This is a genomic window from Variovorax sp. (genome assembly GCF_035634955.1).
In the GTDB taxonomy this organism is placed as follows: domain Bacteria; phylum Pseudomonadota; class Gammaproteobacteria; order Burkholderiales; family Burkholderiaceae_C; genus Variovorax.
Genome location: NZ_DASQBZ010000024.1, coordinates 99,968 through 114,810 on the forward strand (window position 1 = coordinate 99,968; position 14,843 = coordinate 114,810).

The window sequence follows — 14,843 nt, forward strand, 5'->3', positions numbered from 1 at the left end:
TCACAGCGCGGCGTTGTGCTTCTTCAGGCTGGCCTTGAGCGCGTCGAGCACGGCCTTGGGGTCTTCGCCGGTTTTCTTCACGCCCTCGGCCCACTGGGTTTCCACCGGGGCCACGGCCTTGCGCCAGGCATCCAGCTGTTCGGGCGTGAGCTTGTAGACCTCGTGGCCGGCCTCCGCCGCGATCTTGCCGCGGCCGGCGGCCTCGTAGTCGGCCCAGGGGCCGGCGACCTTCTCGGCCCACTCGCTGGTGCAATGGTCGTCGATCACCTTCTTCTGGGCGGCCGACATGGCGTCGTACTTGTCCTTGTTCAGGCCCCACACGAACGGCGTGACGTACAGCGGGACGTCCATGTGGAACTTGACCACCTTGTCGATGCCGAACAGGATGATCGAACCCCAGGGGAAGGTGATGGCATCGGCCACGCCCTTCTCCAGCGCGTCGCGCGCCGCCGGCGCCGAGGCTTGCACGTTGGTGCCGCCCAGCTGCGTGACCATCTGGCCGATGGTGCTGGTGGCGGGGCGGATCTTCATGCCGCTGATGTCGGTGGGCAGGGTGATCTTCTTGCGCGCGTGGAAGGTGCCGGGGTCGTGCACGAAGGCGAAGCAGTACTTGATGTCCTTCATCTCCTTGGCGGCGTACTGGCGGTACCACGCGTCGATGGCGGCCGAGCCGCTCTTGCCGTTGGAGAACAGGAAGGGCAGCGAGGCGCCGGCCATGATCGGGAAGCGCCCGGGCTGGTAGCCGGGGTTGATGTAGGCCGCATCGGCGATGCCGTCGCGCGCCATGTCGTAGTGGTCGAACGCCTTGCCCAGCTGCTCCGAAGGGAACAGCGTGGCGGTGATGGTGCCGCCCGATGCCTTCTTGATGTCGTCGGCCCAGGCCTGCAGCGCCGGGTTGAGCGGATGCTGCGCCGGCACCCAGCTCGACATCTTCAGGTTGACCGGCTTGTCCTGCGCAATGGCTGGCGCGCCGGCCAGCGCCGCCAACGCGGCCGCCAGGGCCAGGGCTGTGCGCGAGGTGCGGTGGTGCGGTTGGCGTGTTCTTGTCATGCGTTGTCTCCTGGCTTCAGTCAGTCAATGGATACGGCGATGGCGGATGCACCGGGGATCGTTATTCTTGATAAGAATGCGGGGCGCCAGAATCCGCGTTTACCTTGACGCGCCTCCGCTTGCACCGGCGGGTTTCTCCGTGGTGGCGGGCGTTGGCGGCCGGCGCATCCAGCGGATGGGCTGCACCGGAACCGGGCGCGGCGGGGCGCCATGGCGCGTGAGCGCGGCGTCGAGCGCGCGCCCGCTGTCGTCGGCCAGTGCGGCCGTGCGCACTTCGGCAATGGCCAGGGCGCGCGATTCCGGCGTGGCGTCCGGCAGCGGCGCGATGGCCAGGTGCTCGATCACGTGCAGCAGGTTGCGCTTGCCGCGTTCGAGCGTTGCGCCGTAGCCCTTGATGAGCCGGCCGCAATCGGCGATCTCGCGACCCAGGTCCCAGCTGCCTTCGGTGGTGCCGGCGATCACCGCACTGAGCCAGCGCTGCATTAGCGCCTGCTCTTCGGCGAAGCGGCTGCCGCGCCGGCGTTGTCCGCGCAGGCCGGCCAGCAGCCGCAGCGACGCCATGCCCAGCACCGAATGGCTGCCCACTTTGAGCGCCATTTCCCACGCCGGCTTGCCCGCGGCCTGCCGCCGCGTGTCCCAGGCCTTGAGGCGCCACGCCAGCGCGGCCGGAAGCAGCGCCGCGAATTCCGGGACGCCGGGCTTGAAATGCTCGTACACCTTCAGGATGTCGGCGTCGCCGGCCTTGACTTCGCCGCGCACCCGCCGGGCACGGCTGGCCCGGCTCTTGAGGTCGGCCACCCGCACGATGTCGTCGAAGGCCATCCACAGCGCGAGCCAGCGGGCCACTTCGCGCGTGATGGCCCAGCCGTTGGTGCCGGCCGGGTCGATCGCCGATTCGGCGATCAGCACGTGCGACAGCCGGGTGACGTAGCTGGCGGCATAGTCTTCGTCCTGGTAGTCGACCAGGCGTGCGTAGCCGAGGGCGAGCACGTCCTGCACCTGTGGCGGGAACAGCCGGCGCGCCGTGCCGGGCAGCGCGGCATGCACCTCGCGGCGCCGGGCCGGCGCGTCGCGCATCAGTTCGCGCACCTGCTGCGCCTGCGTGCGCGCAGCTTCGGCCCGCGCGAAGGCCAGCGAGAAGGCCGCCAGGTTGGCGCGCACGACGCGGCTGGCGGTCTGCGGCGTGTGGCCGGGGCCGGCGACGGCTCGCTCGTACTGCTCGCGCGTGAAGGGCAGTACGCCGCAGCCTGCGATGGCGCCGAGCATGACCGCGCTGACGATGGTGCCGGCCTCGCGCGCCGTCTCGCTCATGTCGAACACGTGGTGCTCGCGGCTGAAGGCGCGCACGACGTCGATGAGCTTGCGGGCGTCGGCGCGGCCGTCGCCGGGAACCATGCGCTCGGCGGTGGTGAGGGTGCGCGCCGACGAGGTGATGACCTGCGTGCGTTGCGCGCTGCTCATGCCGTTGCCTATCTGGCGCACCGTCTCGAGCAGCTCGGACGAGACCAGCAGGTCCAGTGTGCCGGGCACCGGGCTGAGGCTGAAGACCGGTCGTCGTCCCTGCAATTCGCTCAGGGGCCGCGGGAACACTTCCAGGTAGTACGTGGTGGCGCCGGTGCGCTGGGCCACGCCGGGGATGGACGTGCTCTGCGCCGCGTAGCCGGCCAGCCGCGCGGTCTCGATGAGCCACTCGGTCAGCACGCCGCCGCCCTCGCCGCCGAGGGCGCACATCAGCACGGTGATGGGGGTGGTGTCTTCCATGCCGTTCGTCATCAGGCTGGCTGCATTGCGCGCACGATGCGCGAGCGCATCGCATGCACCAGGCGTTCGTGCCACTTCGGATTGGTGATCACCTCGGCTCGGTAGAACGACGGGCACAGCGTGGCGGCATGCGCGTTGGCGCCGCACAGGCCGCAGCCGACGCAGCCGTCGATCACGGTGGCGACCGGGTCCACCTTGAGCGGATCGGGGTTGTCCTTGAGCGTCAGCGTCGGGCAGCCGGACAGGCGGATGCAGGCGTGGTCGCCGTTGCACACGTCCTCGTCCACGCCGTACTTGACCCGCTGCACCCGCTCGCCGCGCTTGAGCAGCGATGCGATCCAGGGCCGGATGCGGCGCTGCCGCTCGAGCTGGCATTCGCCTTCGGCGATCACGACCTTCAGGCCGTCGAAGTCGCTGGTCAAGGCGTCGGTGAGCGTCTTGCGCATGGTGGCCACGTCGTAGCTGTGCACCGTGCGCAGCCACTGCACGCCCATGCCCTTGAGCGTGGTCTCGATGGTCTGGTTCTTGTCGACCAGGCTCTGCTGCTTGTCGACGGCGGCTTCCTTGACCGCCTCGTCGGGCGTCGAGATGATGTCCTGCGTACCGGTGGCCGAGGTGTAGCCGTTCTTGAAGATCAGCAGCACCGCGTCGTCGCGGTTGAAGATGGCGCTCTGCACGCCGGTCAGCAGGCCGTTGTGCCAAAAGCCTCCGTCGCCCATCACCGACAGCGTGCGCCGCTGCATCATGGGCGAGACCCCGGCGCGGCTGGCCAGGCTCATGCCGTAGCCGAGGATCGAGTGACCCATCGAGAACGGCTCGAACGTGCCGAACGCATGGCAGCCGATGTCGGCGGCGATGTGCACCGGACCGGTGTCCTGCTGCGCCAGCTTGAGCGCCGAGAACACCGGCCGCTCCGGGCAGCCGACGCAGAAGCTCGGCGGACGGTTCGGCAGCGGCTTGTCCAGCATCGCCGCCACCGCCGCGCGGCGCTCGCCGTTGTCGGCCAGCCAGGCGGCGGGGCCGCCGTCGCGGCCCGGCAGGTAGTGGTCGGCCCATTTGGCGATGCCCTCGGCCAGCGCCTCGACCGCCAGTTCGCCCGCCAGCGGCAGCATGTCCTTGCCATGCAGCGGCGTGTCGATGCCGCGACGGCGTAGGACGGTGGCGATCTCCTGCTCGATGTATTCGGGCTGGCCTTCCTCGACCACCAGCACGCCGCGCTTGCCTGCGCAGAAGCCGGCAAGCTGGTCGGGCACCAGCGGGCAGGTGACGTTGAGCACCAGCAGCGGAATCGCGCTTTCGCCGAAGGCATCGGCCAGGCCCGCCAGTTGCAGGCTGCGCAGCAGCGCGTTGTACAGGCCGCCCTGGACCACGATGCCGAGGTCGGCGCGCGTGCCCGGCAGGGTCTCGTTCAGGCCGTGCTCGACGATGTAGCGGCGCGCGGCCGGAATGCGTTGCTCGCCCTTGAGCTTTTCCTGGCGGAAGGTCACGGGCGGATGGGCCAGCCGCATGTAGTCGAAGCCGGCGGGTTCGTCCATCAGCGCGCGGGTGGACACCGCCGGCGGCCGGTTGTCGCGGCACTCGAAGCTGCCGCGCACGTGGCAGGCGCGGATGCGCAGTTCCATCATGCAGGGCATGTTGGAGGCTTCCGACAGGGCGAAGCCGTGCTCGACCATGCGCACCATCTGGCCCAGTTCGGGCCGCGGGTCGAGCAGGCACATGCCGGACTTGAGTGCGTAGGCGTGGGTGCGCTCCTGGATCACGCTCGCGCCCTCGCCGTAGTCCTCACCCACGACGATCAGCACGCCCCCCTTGACGCCCGGGGACGACAGGTTGGACAGCGCGTCGGCCGCAACGTTGGTGCCGACGATGGACTTCCAGGTGACCGCCCCGCGCAGCGGGTAGTGGATGGAGGCGCCGAGCATGGCGGCGGCCGAGGCCTCGTTGGCGCACGCCTCGACGTGCACGCCCAGTTCGTCCATGTAGGGCTTGGCCTGGACCATGACGTCCAGCAGGTGCGAGACCGGCGCGCCCTGGTAGCCGCCGACGTACGCGACGCCCGACTGCAGCAGGCCCTTGGTGATGGCGAGGATGCCCTCGCCGTGAAAGGTCTCCCCGGCGCCCAGGCGCAGCGCCTCGATGTCCTTGTTGAACGAAACTTCCAACGCACTGTCTCCCTTGATGGCTGGTCGCGCGCCACGTGCGCGCGCTTGGCTGTCGATGCAGTTCGGTCTATTTGCCGGTGGTGGCTCCCGCGCCGCCCGGTGCGGCCGCGCCGGGGAACCGGGCAACGTAGTAGGCGAGGGTGTCCAGTTCTTCCGGCGAGATGCGGCTGACCGCTTCGCTCATGGCCATCGTGTAGCCGGTGCGCTTGCCGCTCTTGTAGCCGCGCAGCACGTCCTTGAGGTAGTCCTCGTGTTGTCCGGCAATGCGCGGCACCTGCTGGCCGCCGCTGAAATCCGCGCCGTGGCAGAACACGCACTTGTGCTCCGTCGCCAGCGCCTTGGCGCTTGCCATGCGCGCGGCGTCCACCGGGCCTGCCGGCGGCGTGGCCGGCAGCGCGGGCAGCGTGGCGATGAAGTCGGAAAAACCGCGCAGGTCGTCGTCGGTGAGCGTCTTGGCCACCGCGCTCATCGCTTCGTTGGACCGACGGCCCGCCCGGTAGAGGAACAACTGCGTCACCACGTAGAAGGAGTGCTGGCCCGCCAGGTTGGGCGCCCCGGGCAGGGTGCTGGCGCCGTTGGCGCCATGGCAGGCGGCGCACAGCGATGCGTAGCGCTGCGCATAGTTGCCCGCGGCCTGCGCCGCCGCCGGCGCCGCGGTGCCCGCGAGGGCCGCGGCGGCCGCGGCGATGGCAATGATGCGCGCGCCCACCCTCATTTGCCGCCGTAGCTGATGCGGTAGATGGCGCCGGCGTGATCGTCGCTCACCAGCATCGAGCCGTCCTTGAGCACCAGGAAGTCCACCGGCCGGCCGACGTACGTGTTGTCCTGCACGAAGCCGGTCATGAATGGCTCGACCTTGGCGCCGCCCTTGCCGTCGGGCCAGGCGACCGAGACGTCGGCGTACTTGGTGCTGCGGTTCCAGGGGCCGTGGCGGGCGATGAACATGGCGCCGCGGTACTTGGCGGGGAACATCTTGCCGTCGTAGAACTTCAGGCCCAGCGAGCCGGCGTGCGGGCCGAGCAGCGCGGCGGGTTTGACGTAGTCGCTGCACTTCTTGCCCCAGCCGAACTCGGGGTCGGGGATGTTGCCCTGGTGGCAGTACGGATAGCCGTAGTGCTGGCCCAGCTTGCCCTTCATGTTGACGCGGTTGAGCTCGTCGTTGGGCAGTTCCTCGCTGAACCAGTCGCGTCCGTTGTCGGTGAACCAGAGGTCGCCGGTCTTGGGGTCGAAGTCGAAGCCCACGGTGTTGCGCACGCCCGCGGCGATGGTCTCGACGTTGCTGCCGTCGAGATCCATGCGGTAGATCTTGGCGTAGTCGCCCGGGTCGCAGATGTTGCAAGGCGCCCCGATCGGGAAATACAGCTTGTTGTTGTGGATGCGCAGGTACTTCCAGCTGTGGTCCTCGCCGCCGGGCAGCTTGTCGTAGATGACCTTCGGCTCGCCCGGGTTGTCCAGCTTCGAGTCGATGCCGTCGTAGCGCATGATCTTCGTGTTGGTCGCCACGAACAGCGTGCCCTTGTCATAGGCGATGCCGGCCGCCATGGGCATCTTGTCGACGACGGTCTTGAGCTCGCGCTTGCCGCCCTTGTCGGTCACCGCGTAGACCTTCTGGGCCACGAACAGCGAACTGACGAACACCGTGCCGTCCGCGCCCTGGCGCAATTCGCGCGCGTCCAGCACGCCGGGCATCCAGGTTTCCACCTTGAATCCGGGCGGCAGCTTGAACTTGGCCGTCGGCAGCTTGTCGGCCGCGGTCGGGATGGGGAATGCCGGCACCGGGGCCATTCGCATGGCCTCGTCGCTCTTGGGCCGGCCCTTGGCCCAGCCGGGCTCCGGCTCGGGCTTCTGCTGCGCCTGCGCCGCGCCGGCGGCGCACAACAGCGCCGCTGCAAAGAGTGGAATCAACTTCGGGATCCGTGGCATGACGTGTCTCCTCGGTTCGTTCTAGAGGCTGCGGCGGGTTGCCGCCGGGCGGAAGTGTGCTGGCACGCCGGCCATCCATCAATAAAATAAGGCACCTAAGTAACATGCACGAAATTCATACCGAGGCGATTGACCTCAATCTGCTGCGCCTGTTCGATGCGGTCTACCGCGCGCGCAGCGTCAGCCGCGCGGCCGAGGCGCTGGGCCTGACCCAGCCGGCGGCCAGCCACGGGCTGGGCCGGCTGCGCCTGCTGCTGGGCGACGCCCTGTTCACCCGCGCCGCCGGCGGGGTGGTGCCCACGCGCCGGGCCGAACGGCTGGCGCTGGCGGTGCAGTCGGCGCTGGCCACCATCGAGGATGCGCTCAACGAGCCCGACCGGTTCGATCCAGCCCAGTCGCGCAAGACCTTCCGCATCCACATGAGCGACATCGGCGAGGGCCGCTTCCTGCCGGTGCTGATGGCGGGGCTGGCACCGAAGGCGCCCGGCGTGCGCATCGAGACGATGGCGCTGCCGCCGGCCGAGATCGCGCCGGCGCTGGACAGCGGGCGCCTGGATTTCGCCTTCGGCTTCCTGCCGGAGGTCAAGGACACCGAGCGGCGCCTGCTGCTGCGCGACCGCTACATCGTCCTGCTGCGCGCCGGCCATCCCTTCGCCGGGCGGCGCACCCGCGGCCAGGCCCTGCTCGCGGCGCTGCAGAAGCTGGAATACGTGGCCGTGCGCACCCATGCCGAGACCCTGCGCATCCTGCACCTCCTCAAGCTTGAAGACCGGGTGCGGCTGACCACGGAGCATTTCATGGTGCTGCCGGCGATCGTGCGCGCCACCGACCTGGCGGTGGTCATGCCGCGCAACATTGCGCGCGGCTTCGCCGAGGAGGGCGGCTACGTGGTGGTGGAGCCGACGTTTCCGCTGCGCGACTTCGAGGTGGCGCTGCATTGGAGCCGGCGCTTCGAGGACGACCCGTCGAACCGCTGGCTGCGCGAGTTCATCGTGGAGACGTTCCGGGAAGGGTGACGCCGGCGCGGGTCACGGCAGGTTCTCGCGGAAGATCACCTCGCTGCGCGTGGCCTCCACGCCGGACAGCAGCTGCCGCCGGTCGCGCAGGTTGGTGAAGATGCGCACGCTGCTCAGGATGGCCGTGTGCGGGCTCTGGTTGATGACCGCGTCCATGGTGCCGTCGATCAGCATGGCGCGGGTGTCGGGCGTCAGGCCGTGGCCGATGAACACCACCTTGTGCGCATGGCCGCTTTCCTTGAGTGCCCGCCCGATGCCTTCGGCCGCGCCGCCGATGTTGTAGATGGCGGCCAGGTCGGGGTGCTGCTGCAGCAGGGCGCGGGCCTGCTTGTAGTTGGTGCGGTCGTCGTCGTAGCCTTCGCGCAGTCCGACCACCTGCATGTGCGGGTACTGCTCGACGAACAGGTGCATGAAGCCGGCCTCGCGCTCCTCGTGTGCCCGGTAGCTGAGCGACCCCGCGATCATCGCCACCTTGGCCGGCCGCGACGGCCCGACGAAGCGTGCGATGAGATAGGCCGCGGTGCGCCCGGCGGCGCGGTTGTCCAGGCCGACATACGCGACCCGGCGCGAGTTGGACAGGTCGGACACCAGCGTGACGGTGGGCACGCCCTGTTCGGCCAGCGCGTTGACCGCCTCGCGTACCTTGGGATGCTCCAGCGCCATGAAGGCGATGCCGTCGCAGCGGCGCCCGCGCCGGCGCAGCATGGCGGCGAGGGCGTCGGGGTCGAAGCTCTGGATGAAGGCCGTGCGGCACTGCACGTTGTAGGGCGCCCAGTGCTCGTGCGAGAAGCGCACCCATTCGCCCAGCATGCGCAGGAACCGGCTGCTGCGGTCGGGCAGGATGAACAGCAGCTGCATCGGCGCCGGCGCCATGGCCGCGTACAGGTCTTCCTGGGGCAGGTAGCGAAGCTCGGCGGCGGCGTCGAGCACGCGCTGCGCGGTGGCCGCGCGCACGCCCGCGCGCCGGTGCAGCACGCGATCGACGGTGGCGGTGGACACGCCGGCCAGTTGCGCGATGTCGGCCACGCCGGGCAATTGGCGCGTCACGGGCAGCGCTCCATCAATCCATCAAAAAACATCATGCGATGGCCTTCTTTCATGCTGGCGCCGAGACTATCGTAGCGGCCAGTCAAGCGCAATCGGGCGCGAATTCGAAGGACGACGATGGAGACGAAAGCAAGATTGCAGGACCGCGTGGCCCTGGTGTTCGGGGCCGGATCGGTCGGCGACGGCTGGGGCAACGGCAAGGCGGCGGCGGTGGCCTACGCCCGCCATGGCGCCCGGGTGATCGCGGTCGACCGCGACGCGGCGGCCGCGCAGAAGACGCGCGCGCTGATTCTCGAGGAGGGCGGCGCGGCGATCGCGGTGGCGGCGGACGTCACGCGGCTGGACGAGGTGCAGCGAGCGGTGGACGCGGCGCTGAAGGCCTACGGGCGCGTCGACGTCCTGCACAACAACGTCGGCATCACGTCGCAGGGCGGACCGGTCGAGACCAGCGAGGAGACCTGGGACCGGGTGATGACGGTCAACGTCAAGAGCATGTTCCTGACCTGCAAGTGCGTGCTGCCCCTGATGGAAGCGCAGGGCAGCGGCGCCATCGTGAACATCGGGGCGCTCGGCGGCGTGCGCTGGACCGGGTATGCGTACTGCGCCTATGCCGCCTCCAAGGGGGCGGTCAATTCGCTGACCCAGAGCATCGCGCTGCAGTACGCAGGCCGCGGCATACGCGCCAACTGCATCCTGCCCGGCGTGATGGACACGCCGCACATCTACCAGCAGATCTCGGGTTTCTACGACACCAGGGACCAGATGGTCGAGGCGCGCAACCGCCTGTCGCCCACCGGCCGCATGGGCGATGGGTGGGACGTGGCCAACGCCGCGGTGTTCCTGGCGTCCGACGAGGCGCGCTACATCAATGGGGTGGAGCTGCTGGTCGACGGCGGCATGCATGCACGCTGCAATTGAGGTAGGCTGAAAAGCCATCAAAATCCATCACAAACCAAGTTTGCGGTGGTGCCGTGCACTGCCTATCGTGGCGACTGCCGTTCCCGAAGCGGCGCGTGACCGGCTCGATCCGGCCATGCCGGCTGTGACCGCAACAGAGTTCAACTGGAGACAACGGATGAAGACCACCCCCTCGCTCACGCGGCGCAGCCTGCTGCGTTCCTTCTCGCTGCTGCCTGCGGCAGGCGTCGCCTCGGCCCTGCCCGGATTGGCGCTGGCCGCCGCGCCGGAATACAGCTTCAAGTACGGCAACAACCTCCCGGTCAGCCATCCGCTGAACGTCCGCGCCAACGAGGTTGCTGCGCGCATCGCGTCGGAGAGCAAGGGCCGGATGGAAATCAAGGTGTTTCCCAACAACCAGTTGGGCGGAGACACCGACATGCTCGCGCAGGTGCGCAGCGGCGGCCTGGAGATATTCAACCCGGGCACCATGGTGATCGCCACCCTGGCGCCGATCAGCGCGATCACCGCCGTCGGCTTCGCCTTCTCCGACTACGACCAGGTGTGGGGCGCGGTGGACGGCAAGCTGGGCAGCTCGATCCGCGCGGCCTTCGCCAAGGTGGGCCTCTACACCTTCGACAAGATGTGGGACAACGGCTTCCGCCAGATCACGACCAGCACCAAGCCGGTCCAGGCGGCGGCGGACCTGGAGGGCATGAAGATCCGCGTGCCGGTCAGCCCGATGGGCATCTCGCTGTTCAAGTCGCTGTCGGCCTCGCCCACCAGCCTGCAGTTCAGCGAGGTGTACTCGGCGCTGCAGACCAAGGTGGTGGATGCGCAGGAAAACCCGCTGGCCATCGTGCAGACGGCCAAGCTGTTCGAGGTGCAGAAGTTCTGCTCGCTGACCAACCACAGCTGGGACGGCTACCACATCGTGGTCAACGGGCGCGCCTGGCGTGGCCTGCCGGACGATCTCAAGACCATCGTGGCGCGCGCCTTCAACGACGGCGCGCTGCAGCAGCGCGAAGACCTGCGCCAGCTCAACAAGAACCTCCAGGCCGAACTCAGCGCCAAGGGCCTGGCGTTCAACCAGGCGCCGAGCGACAGCTTCCGGGCCGCGCTGCAGAAGGCGGGCTTCTACGCCGAGTGGAAGGCCAAGTTCGGCGACGAGGCCTGGGCGTTGCTGGAAGCGACCGCCGGCAAGGTGTCCTGACATGCAGGTCGGCAGCGTCGAAGACGCAGGCGGCCTGGCCGCGGGCCGCGCGGCGGCGCCGGCCCGGGGTTGGCGCGGTGCGGCACAGGCCCTGGACCGCTGGCTCGGCCTGCTGACCGAGGTCCCGGCGGCGCTGCTGGTGCTGGCCGAAGTGGTCGTGCTGCTGGCCGGCGTGGTGGCGCGCTACGTGTTCCATGCGCCGCTGGTGTGGTCGGACGAACTGGCCGGGCTGCTGTTCCTGTGGCTTTCCATGCTGGGCGCGGTGGTCGCCATGCGGCGCGGCGAGCACATGCGCATGACGGCCTTCGTGGCCAAGGCCTCGCCGCAGGCACGGGCCTTCCTGGACGTGCTGGCAGTCGCCGCGGCGCTGGCTTTTCTGCTGCTGATCGCCCATCCGGCCTACGAGTACGCCTACGAAGAGGCGATGATCGTCACGCCGGCCATGGAGATCAGCAACGCCTGGCGCGCCTCGGCGCTGCCCGTCGGTGTGGCGCTGATGGTGCTGGTGGGGGTGCTACGGCTGCTGCGCGTGGGCAGCCCGGTGCGGGTGCTGCAGGCAGCCGCGCTGGTGGTGGTGCTGTGCGGCGCATTCTGGGTGCTCGGCCCGGTGCTGATGCCGCTGGGCAAGCTCAACCTGCTGATCTTCTTCGCGGGCGTGGTGGGCGCCTGCGTGTTCGCCGGGGTTCCGATCGCCTTCTCGTTCGCGCTGGCCACCTTCGGCTTCCTGGCGCTGACGACCCGCACGCCCATGCTCGTGATGGTGGGGCGCATGGACGAGGGCATGTCGCACCTGATCCTGCTGGCGGTGCCGCTGTTCGTCTTCCTCGGCCTGCTGATCGAGATGACGGGCATGGCGCGTGCCATGGTGCAGTTCCTGGCCAGCTTGCTGGGACACGTGCGCGGCGGCCTGAGCTACGTGCTGATCGGTGCCATGTACCTGGTGTCGGGCATCTCCGGCTCCAAGGCGGCCGACATGGCCGCCATCGCGCCGGTGCTGTTCCCGGAGATGAAGAAGCGCGGCGCGAAGCCGGGCGAACTGGTGGCGCTGCTGTCGACCACCGGCGCGCAGACCGAGACGATCCCGCCGTCGATCGTGCTGATCACCATCGGCTCGGTCACCGGGGTGTCGATCGCGGCGCTGTTCACCGGCGGCCTGCTGCCCGGCGCGGTGCTGGGCGTGGCGCTGTGCGCCGTGGTCTGGTGGCGCTACCGCCACGAGGACCTGGCCGGCGTCGAGCGCGCCAGCGGCCGTGCCATCGCGCGGGCGCTGGTCTATGCGCTGCCGGCGGTGGCCCTGCCGTTCGTGATCCGCGCGGCGGTGGTTGAGGGCGTGGCCACGGCCACCGAGGTCTCGACCATCGGCATCGCCTACTCGGTGCTGGCGGGCCTGCTCATCTACCGCCAGTTCGATCTCCGGCGCGTCATGCCCATGCTGATCGAGACGGCTGCGCTGTCCGGCGCCATCATCTTCATCATCGGCGCGGCCACGGCCATGGCCTGGGGCCTGACGCAATCGGGCTTCGCGCACGATCTGGCGGCGGCCATGCAGGCCATGCCCGGCGGCAAGGCCGGCTTCATTGCCGTGTCGGTCGTCGCCTTCATCGTGCTGGGCAGCGTGCTCGAGGGCATTCCGGCGGTGGTGCTGTTCGGCCCGCTGATGTTCCCCATTGCGCGCGCCGTCGGCGTGCACGAGGTGCACTACGCCATGGTGGTGGTGCTGTCGATGGGCCTGGGGCTGTTCGCGCCACCGTTCGGCGTGGGCTACTACGCGGCCTGCGCCATCGGCAAGGTCGATCCGGTCGAGGGCATCCGCCCGATCTGGGGCTATCTCGTGGCCTTGGTGATCGGGTTGATCGTGGTCGCCGCGGTGCCCTGGTTCTCGACCGGCTTCCTGAAGGCCTGAGCCGCCTTCGATCTTCTTCCTTCCCTTCAAACCTGGCATTCCCATGAGCAGATTCTTCGGAGAGATCCGGCAGGTGGCCTACATCGTGCCCGACATCGAGGCGGCGATGGACCATTGGTCCCGCGTGCTGGGCGTCGGGCCGTGGTACTACAACCCGCGCGTGCCGATCCGCAACTACACCTACCGCGGCGAGCGCTACGAGCCGCACAACTCGGTGGCGCTGGCCAACGCCGGCGGCCTGCAGATCGAGCTGGTGCAAACCCGCAACGACGTGCCGTCGATGTACCGCGACTTCCTGCGCGCGGGCCATGCCGGCGTGCAGCACGTCGCCTACTGGACCGAGCACTTCGACGCCGACCTGGCGCGTGCGCAAGCGGCCGGCTTCAACGTCTGCATGGGTGGCGAGGTGGGCGCCAACGGCCGCTTCGTCTATTTCGAGGACAGCGGCGCGCTGCCGGGCACGACCATCGAATTGTCGGAAGTGGCCGGGCCCAAGGGCAAGCTGTTCAGGCTGATCCGCGAGGCGGCGGCGAACTGGGACGGCAAGGACCCGGTGCGGCCGTTCCCCGACCTGGACACCCTGTGACGGCCGCGGGAGCGACGCCAATGACCGAACGCGTGCAGGCCACATACCTGGTGGAGACGCCGCTGGAGCCGGCGGCCGTGGCCGAGGTGATGGCCGGCGAGCAGTCCTGCGGCACCTTCACCCGCGTCGAGGGGGAGACCGACGCCCTGCGCGAACGCGCCCGCGCGGTGGTCGAGTCGATCGATGAACTGGCGCCGGCCGAGGCACCGTCGCTGCCCAACGCGTGGCTGGCACGCAAGGGGCGTGGCGGTCCGTATCGCCGCTTCGAGGTGCGCATTGCCTACCCCGTGGACAACATCGGCGCCAACCTGCCGACGCTGGCCGCGACGGTGGCGGGCAACCTGTACGACCTGGGCGAAGTGACCGGCCTGCGGCTCGAGCGCCTGGCGCTGCCGGCTGCCTACCGCGCGCGCTTCGAGCGGCCCGCTGCCGGCATCGCCGGCACGCGCCGCCTGACCGGCGTGGCAAGCGGGGCGATGGTCGGCACCATCATCAAGCCGAACGTCGGCCTGTCTGCGCGGGAGACGGCCGTGCTGGTGGCGCGCCTGTGCGAGGCCGGCGTCGACTTCATCAAGGACGACGAGGTCTGCGCCGACCCGGTCCACGCGCCGCTGGCCGAGCGCGTGCCGGCGGTGATGGCGGTGGTGCGCGCGCACCAGGAGCGCACCGGCAAGCACGTCATGGTGGCGTTCAACATCAGCGACGAGGGCGACGCCATGTGCCGCCATGCCGACCTGGTCGAGCGCGAGGGCGGCAGCTGCGTGATGGCCAGCCTCAACTGGTGCGGCTTCTCGGCGATCCAGAGGCTGCGCCGCCATACGCCGCTGGTGCTGCACGGGCACCGCAACGGATTCGGCGCCATGTCGCGCCACCCGATGCTGGGCATCGGCTTCCAGGCCTACCAGACGCTGTGGCGGCTCGCGGGCGTGGACCACATGCACGTGCACGGGCTGCAGGGAAAGTTCGCGCAGGACGACGAGGAAGTGGTCATGTCCGCGCAGGCCTGCTACGCGCCCCTGGCCGAAGGCGCCGACGACGCGGTGCTGCCGGCGTTCTCCTCCGGCCAATGGGCCGGCACCGTGCCCGCGACCTGGCAGGCGGTGCGGCGCGACGACCTGCTGTTCATGGCCGGCGGCGGCATCCTGGCGCACCCGGGTGGCCCGGCCGCGGGTGTGGCCAGCCTGCGCCAGGCCTGGTCCGCGGTGAGCGCCGGCCAGTCGCTGGCCGACGCCGCGCGCCAGGCGCCCGAGCTTGCGCAGGCGCTGCAATTCTTCGGCCGGTGAGC

At 69.5% G+C, this 14,843-nt stretch carries 12 protein-coding genes; 6 read left to right on the forward strand and 6 right to left on the reverse strand.

All coding sequences use genetic code 11. The features are described from left to right. The 5 genes from VES41_RS13415 to VES41_RS13435 all read right to left on the reverse strand — a co-directional run bounded on the left by VES41_RS13415 (position 1) and on the right by VES41_RS13435 (position 6,896). Positions 1–1,050, reverse strand: a complete 1,050-nt coding sequence (locus tag VES41_RS13415) for a TRAP transporter substrate-binding protein (protein WP_324817666.1) — start codon at positions 1,048–1,050, stop codon at positions 1–3. A gap of 99 nt (positions 1,051–1,149) precedes the next feature. Continuing rightward, positions 1,150–2,811 (reverse strand): indolepyruvate oxidoreductase subunit beta family protein, encoded by a 1,662-nt coding sequence (locus tag VES41_RS13420; protein ID WP_324817669.1) that lies wholly within the window; start codon positions 2,809–2,811, stop codon positions 1,150–1,152. Positions 2,812–2,822: 11 nt separating this feature from the next. Next, on the reverse strand, positions 2,823–4,973 hold the full coding sequence (locus tag VES41_RS13425; RefSeq protein WP_324817672.1) for an indolepyruvate ferredoxin oxidoreductase subunit alpha: 2,151 nt from the start codon (positions 4,971–4,973) through the stop codon (positions 2,823–2,825). A 67-nt stretch (positions 4,974–5,040) separates the two neighbouring features. Then, positions 5,041–5,688 carry a c-type cytochrome gene (locus tag VES41_RS13430; RefSeq protein WP_324817675.1) on the reverse strand — a complete coding sequence of 216 codons (648 nt, stop codon included), beginning with the start codon at positions 5,686–5,688 and terminating at the stop codon, positions 5,041–5,043. Next, positions 5,685–6,896 (reverse strand): PQQ-dependent sugar dehydrogenase, encoded by a 1,212-nt coding sequence (locus VES41_RS13435; RefSeq protein ID WP_324817677.1) that lies wholly within the window; start codon positions 6,894–6,896, stop codon positions 5,685–5,687. Before VES41_RS13435 ends, VES41_RS13430 begins: the two co-directional genes overlap by 4 nt. Before the next feature lie 104 nt (positions 6,897–7,000). Here VES41_RS13435 and VES41_RS13440 point away from each other — a divergent pair, with 104 nt between their 5' ends. Further along, positions 7,001–7,912, forward strand: a complete 912-nt coding sequence (locus VES41_RS13440; protein ID WP_324817680.1) for a LysR family transcriptional regulator — start codon at positions 7,001–7,003, stop codon at positions 7,910–7,912. 12 nt (positions 7,913–7,924) lie between these two features. On the opposite strand, the gene VES41_RS13445 is transcribed toward VES41_RS13440, so the two are convergent. After that, a complete protein-coding gene (locus VES41_RS13445) occupies positions 7,925–8,959 on the reverse strand; it encodes a LacI family DNA-binding transcriptional regulator (protein WP_324817682.1) in 1,035 nt (344 codons plus the stop codon). Between the two features lie 117 nt (positions 8,960–9,076). Between VES41_RS13445 and VES41_RS13450 the strand changes: the two genes are divergently transcribed. The 5 genes from VES41_RS13450 (at position 9,077) to VES41_RS13470 (ending at position 14,841) form a co-directional block, all read left to right on the forward strand. Then, a complete protein-coding gene (locus tag VES41_RS13450) occupies positions 9,077–9,877 on the forward strand; it encodes an SDR family oxidoreductase (protein ID WP_324817684.1) in 801 nt (266 codons plus the stop codon). A 157-nt stretch (positions 9,878–10,034) separates the two neighbouring features. Beyond that, the gene (locus VES41_RS13455) at positions 10,035–11,069 is read left to right on the forward strand and encodes a TRAP transporter substrate-binding protein (RefSeq protein ID WP_324817686.1); all 1,035 of its coding nucleotides are present in this window, start codon (positions 10,035–10,037) and stop codon (positions 11,067–11,069) included. A 1-nt stretch (position 11,070) separates the two neighbouring features. After that, positions 11,071–12,972, forward strand: coding sequence for a TRAP transporter large permease subunit (locus VES41_RS13460; RefSeq protein WP_324817689.1), 1,902 nt, complete (start codon positions 11,071–11,073; stop codon positions 12,970–12,972). A 43-nt stretch (positions 12,973–13,015) separates the two neighbouring features. Continuing rightward, the gene (locus tag VES41_RS13465; RefSeq protein WP_324817690.1) at positions 13,016–13,558 is read left to right on the forward strand and encodes a VOC family protein; all 543 of its coding nucleotides are present in this window, start codon (positions 13,016–13,018) and stop codon (positions 13,556–13,558) included. Between the two features lie 20 nt (positions 13,559–13,578). Continuing rightward, positions 13,579–14,841, forward strand: coding sequence for a ribulose-bisphosphate carboxylase large subunit family protein (locus tag VES41_RS13470; RefSeq protein WP_324817693.1), 1,263 nt, complete (start codon positions 13,579–13,581; stop codon positions 14,839–14,841). Positions 14,842–14,843: the final 2 nt, after the last annotated feature.

Bases quoted from the DNA above. Each gene is read 5' to 3' on its own strand.
- VES41_RS13415 (WP_324817666.1), bottom strand. From the start codon at position 1,050: ATGACAAGAACACGCCAACCGCACCACCGCACCTCGCGCACAGCCCTG.
- VES41_RS13420 (WP_324817669.1), bottom strand. From the start codon at position 2,811: ATGGAAGACACCACCCCCATCACCGTGCTGATGTGCGCCCTCGGCGGC.
- VES41_RS13430 (WP_324817675.1), bottom strand. From the start codon at position 5,688: ATGAGGGTGGGCGCGCGCATCATTGCCATCGCCGCGGCCGCCGCGGCC.
- VES41_RS13435 (WP_324817677.1), bottom strand. From the start codon at position 6,896: ATGCCACGGATCCCGAAGTTGATTCCACTCTTTGCAGCGGCGCTGTTG.
- VES41_RS13440 (WP_324817680.1), top strand. From the start codon at position 7,001: ATGCACGAAATTCATACCGAGGCGATTGACCTCAATCTGCTGCGCCTG.
- VES41_RS13450 (WP_324817684.1), top strand. From the start codon at position 9,077: ATGGAGACGAAAGCAAGATTGCAGGACCGCGTGGCCCTGGTGTTCGGG.
- VES41_RS13455 (WP_324817686.1), top strand. From the start codon at position 10,035: ATGAAGACCACCCCCTCGCTCACGCGGCGCAGCCTGCTGCGTTCCTTC.
- VES41_RS13460 (WP_324817689.1), top strand. From the start codon at position 11,071: ATGCAGGTCGGCAGCGTCGAAGACGCAGGCGGCCTGGCCGCGGGCCGC.
- VES41_RS13465 (WP_324817690.1), top strand. From the start codon at position 13,016: ATGAGCAGATTCTTCGGAGAGATCCGGCAGGTGGCCTACATCGTGCCC.
- VES41_RS13470 (WP_324817693.1), top strand. From the start codon at position 13,579: ATGACCGAACGCGTGCAGGCCACATACCTGGTGGAGACGCCGCTGGAG.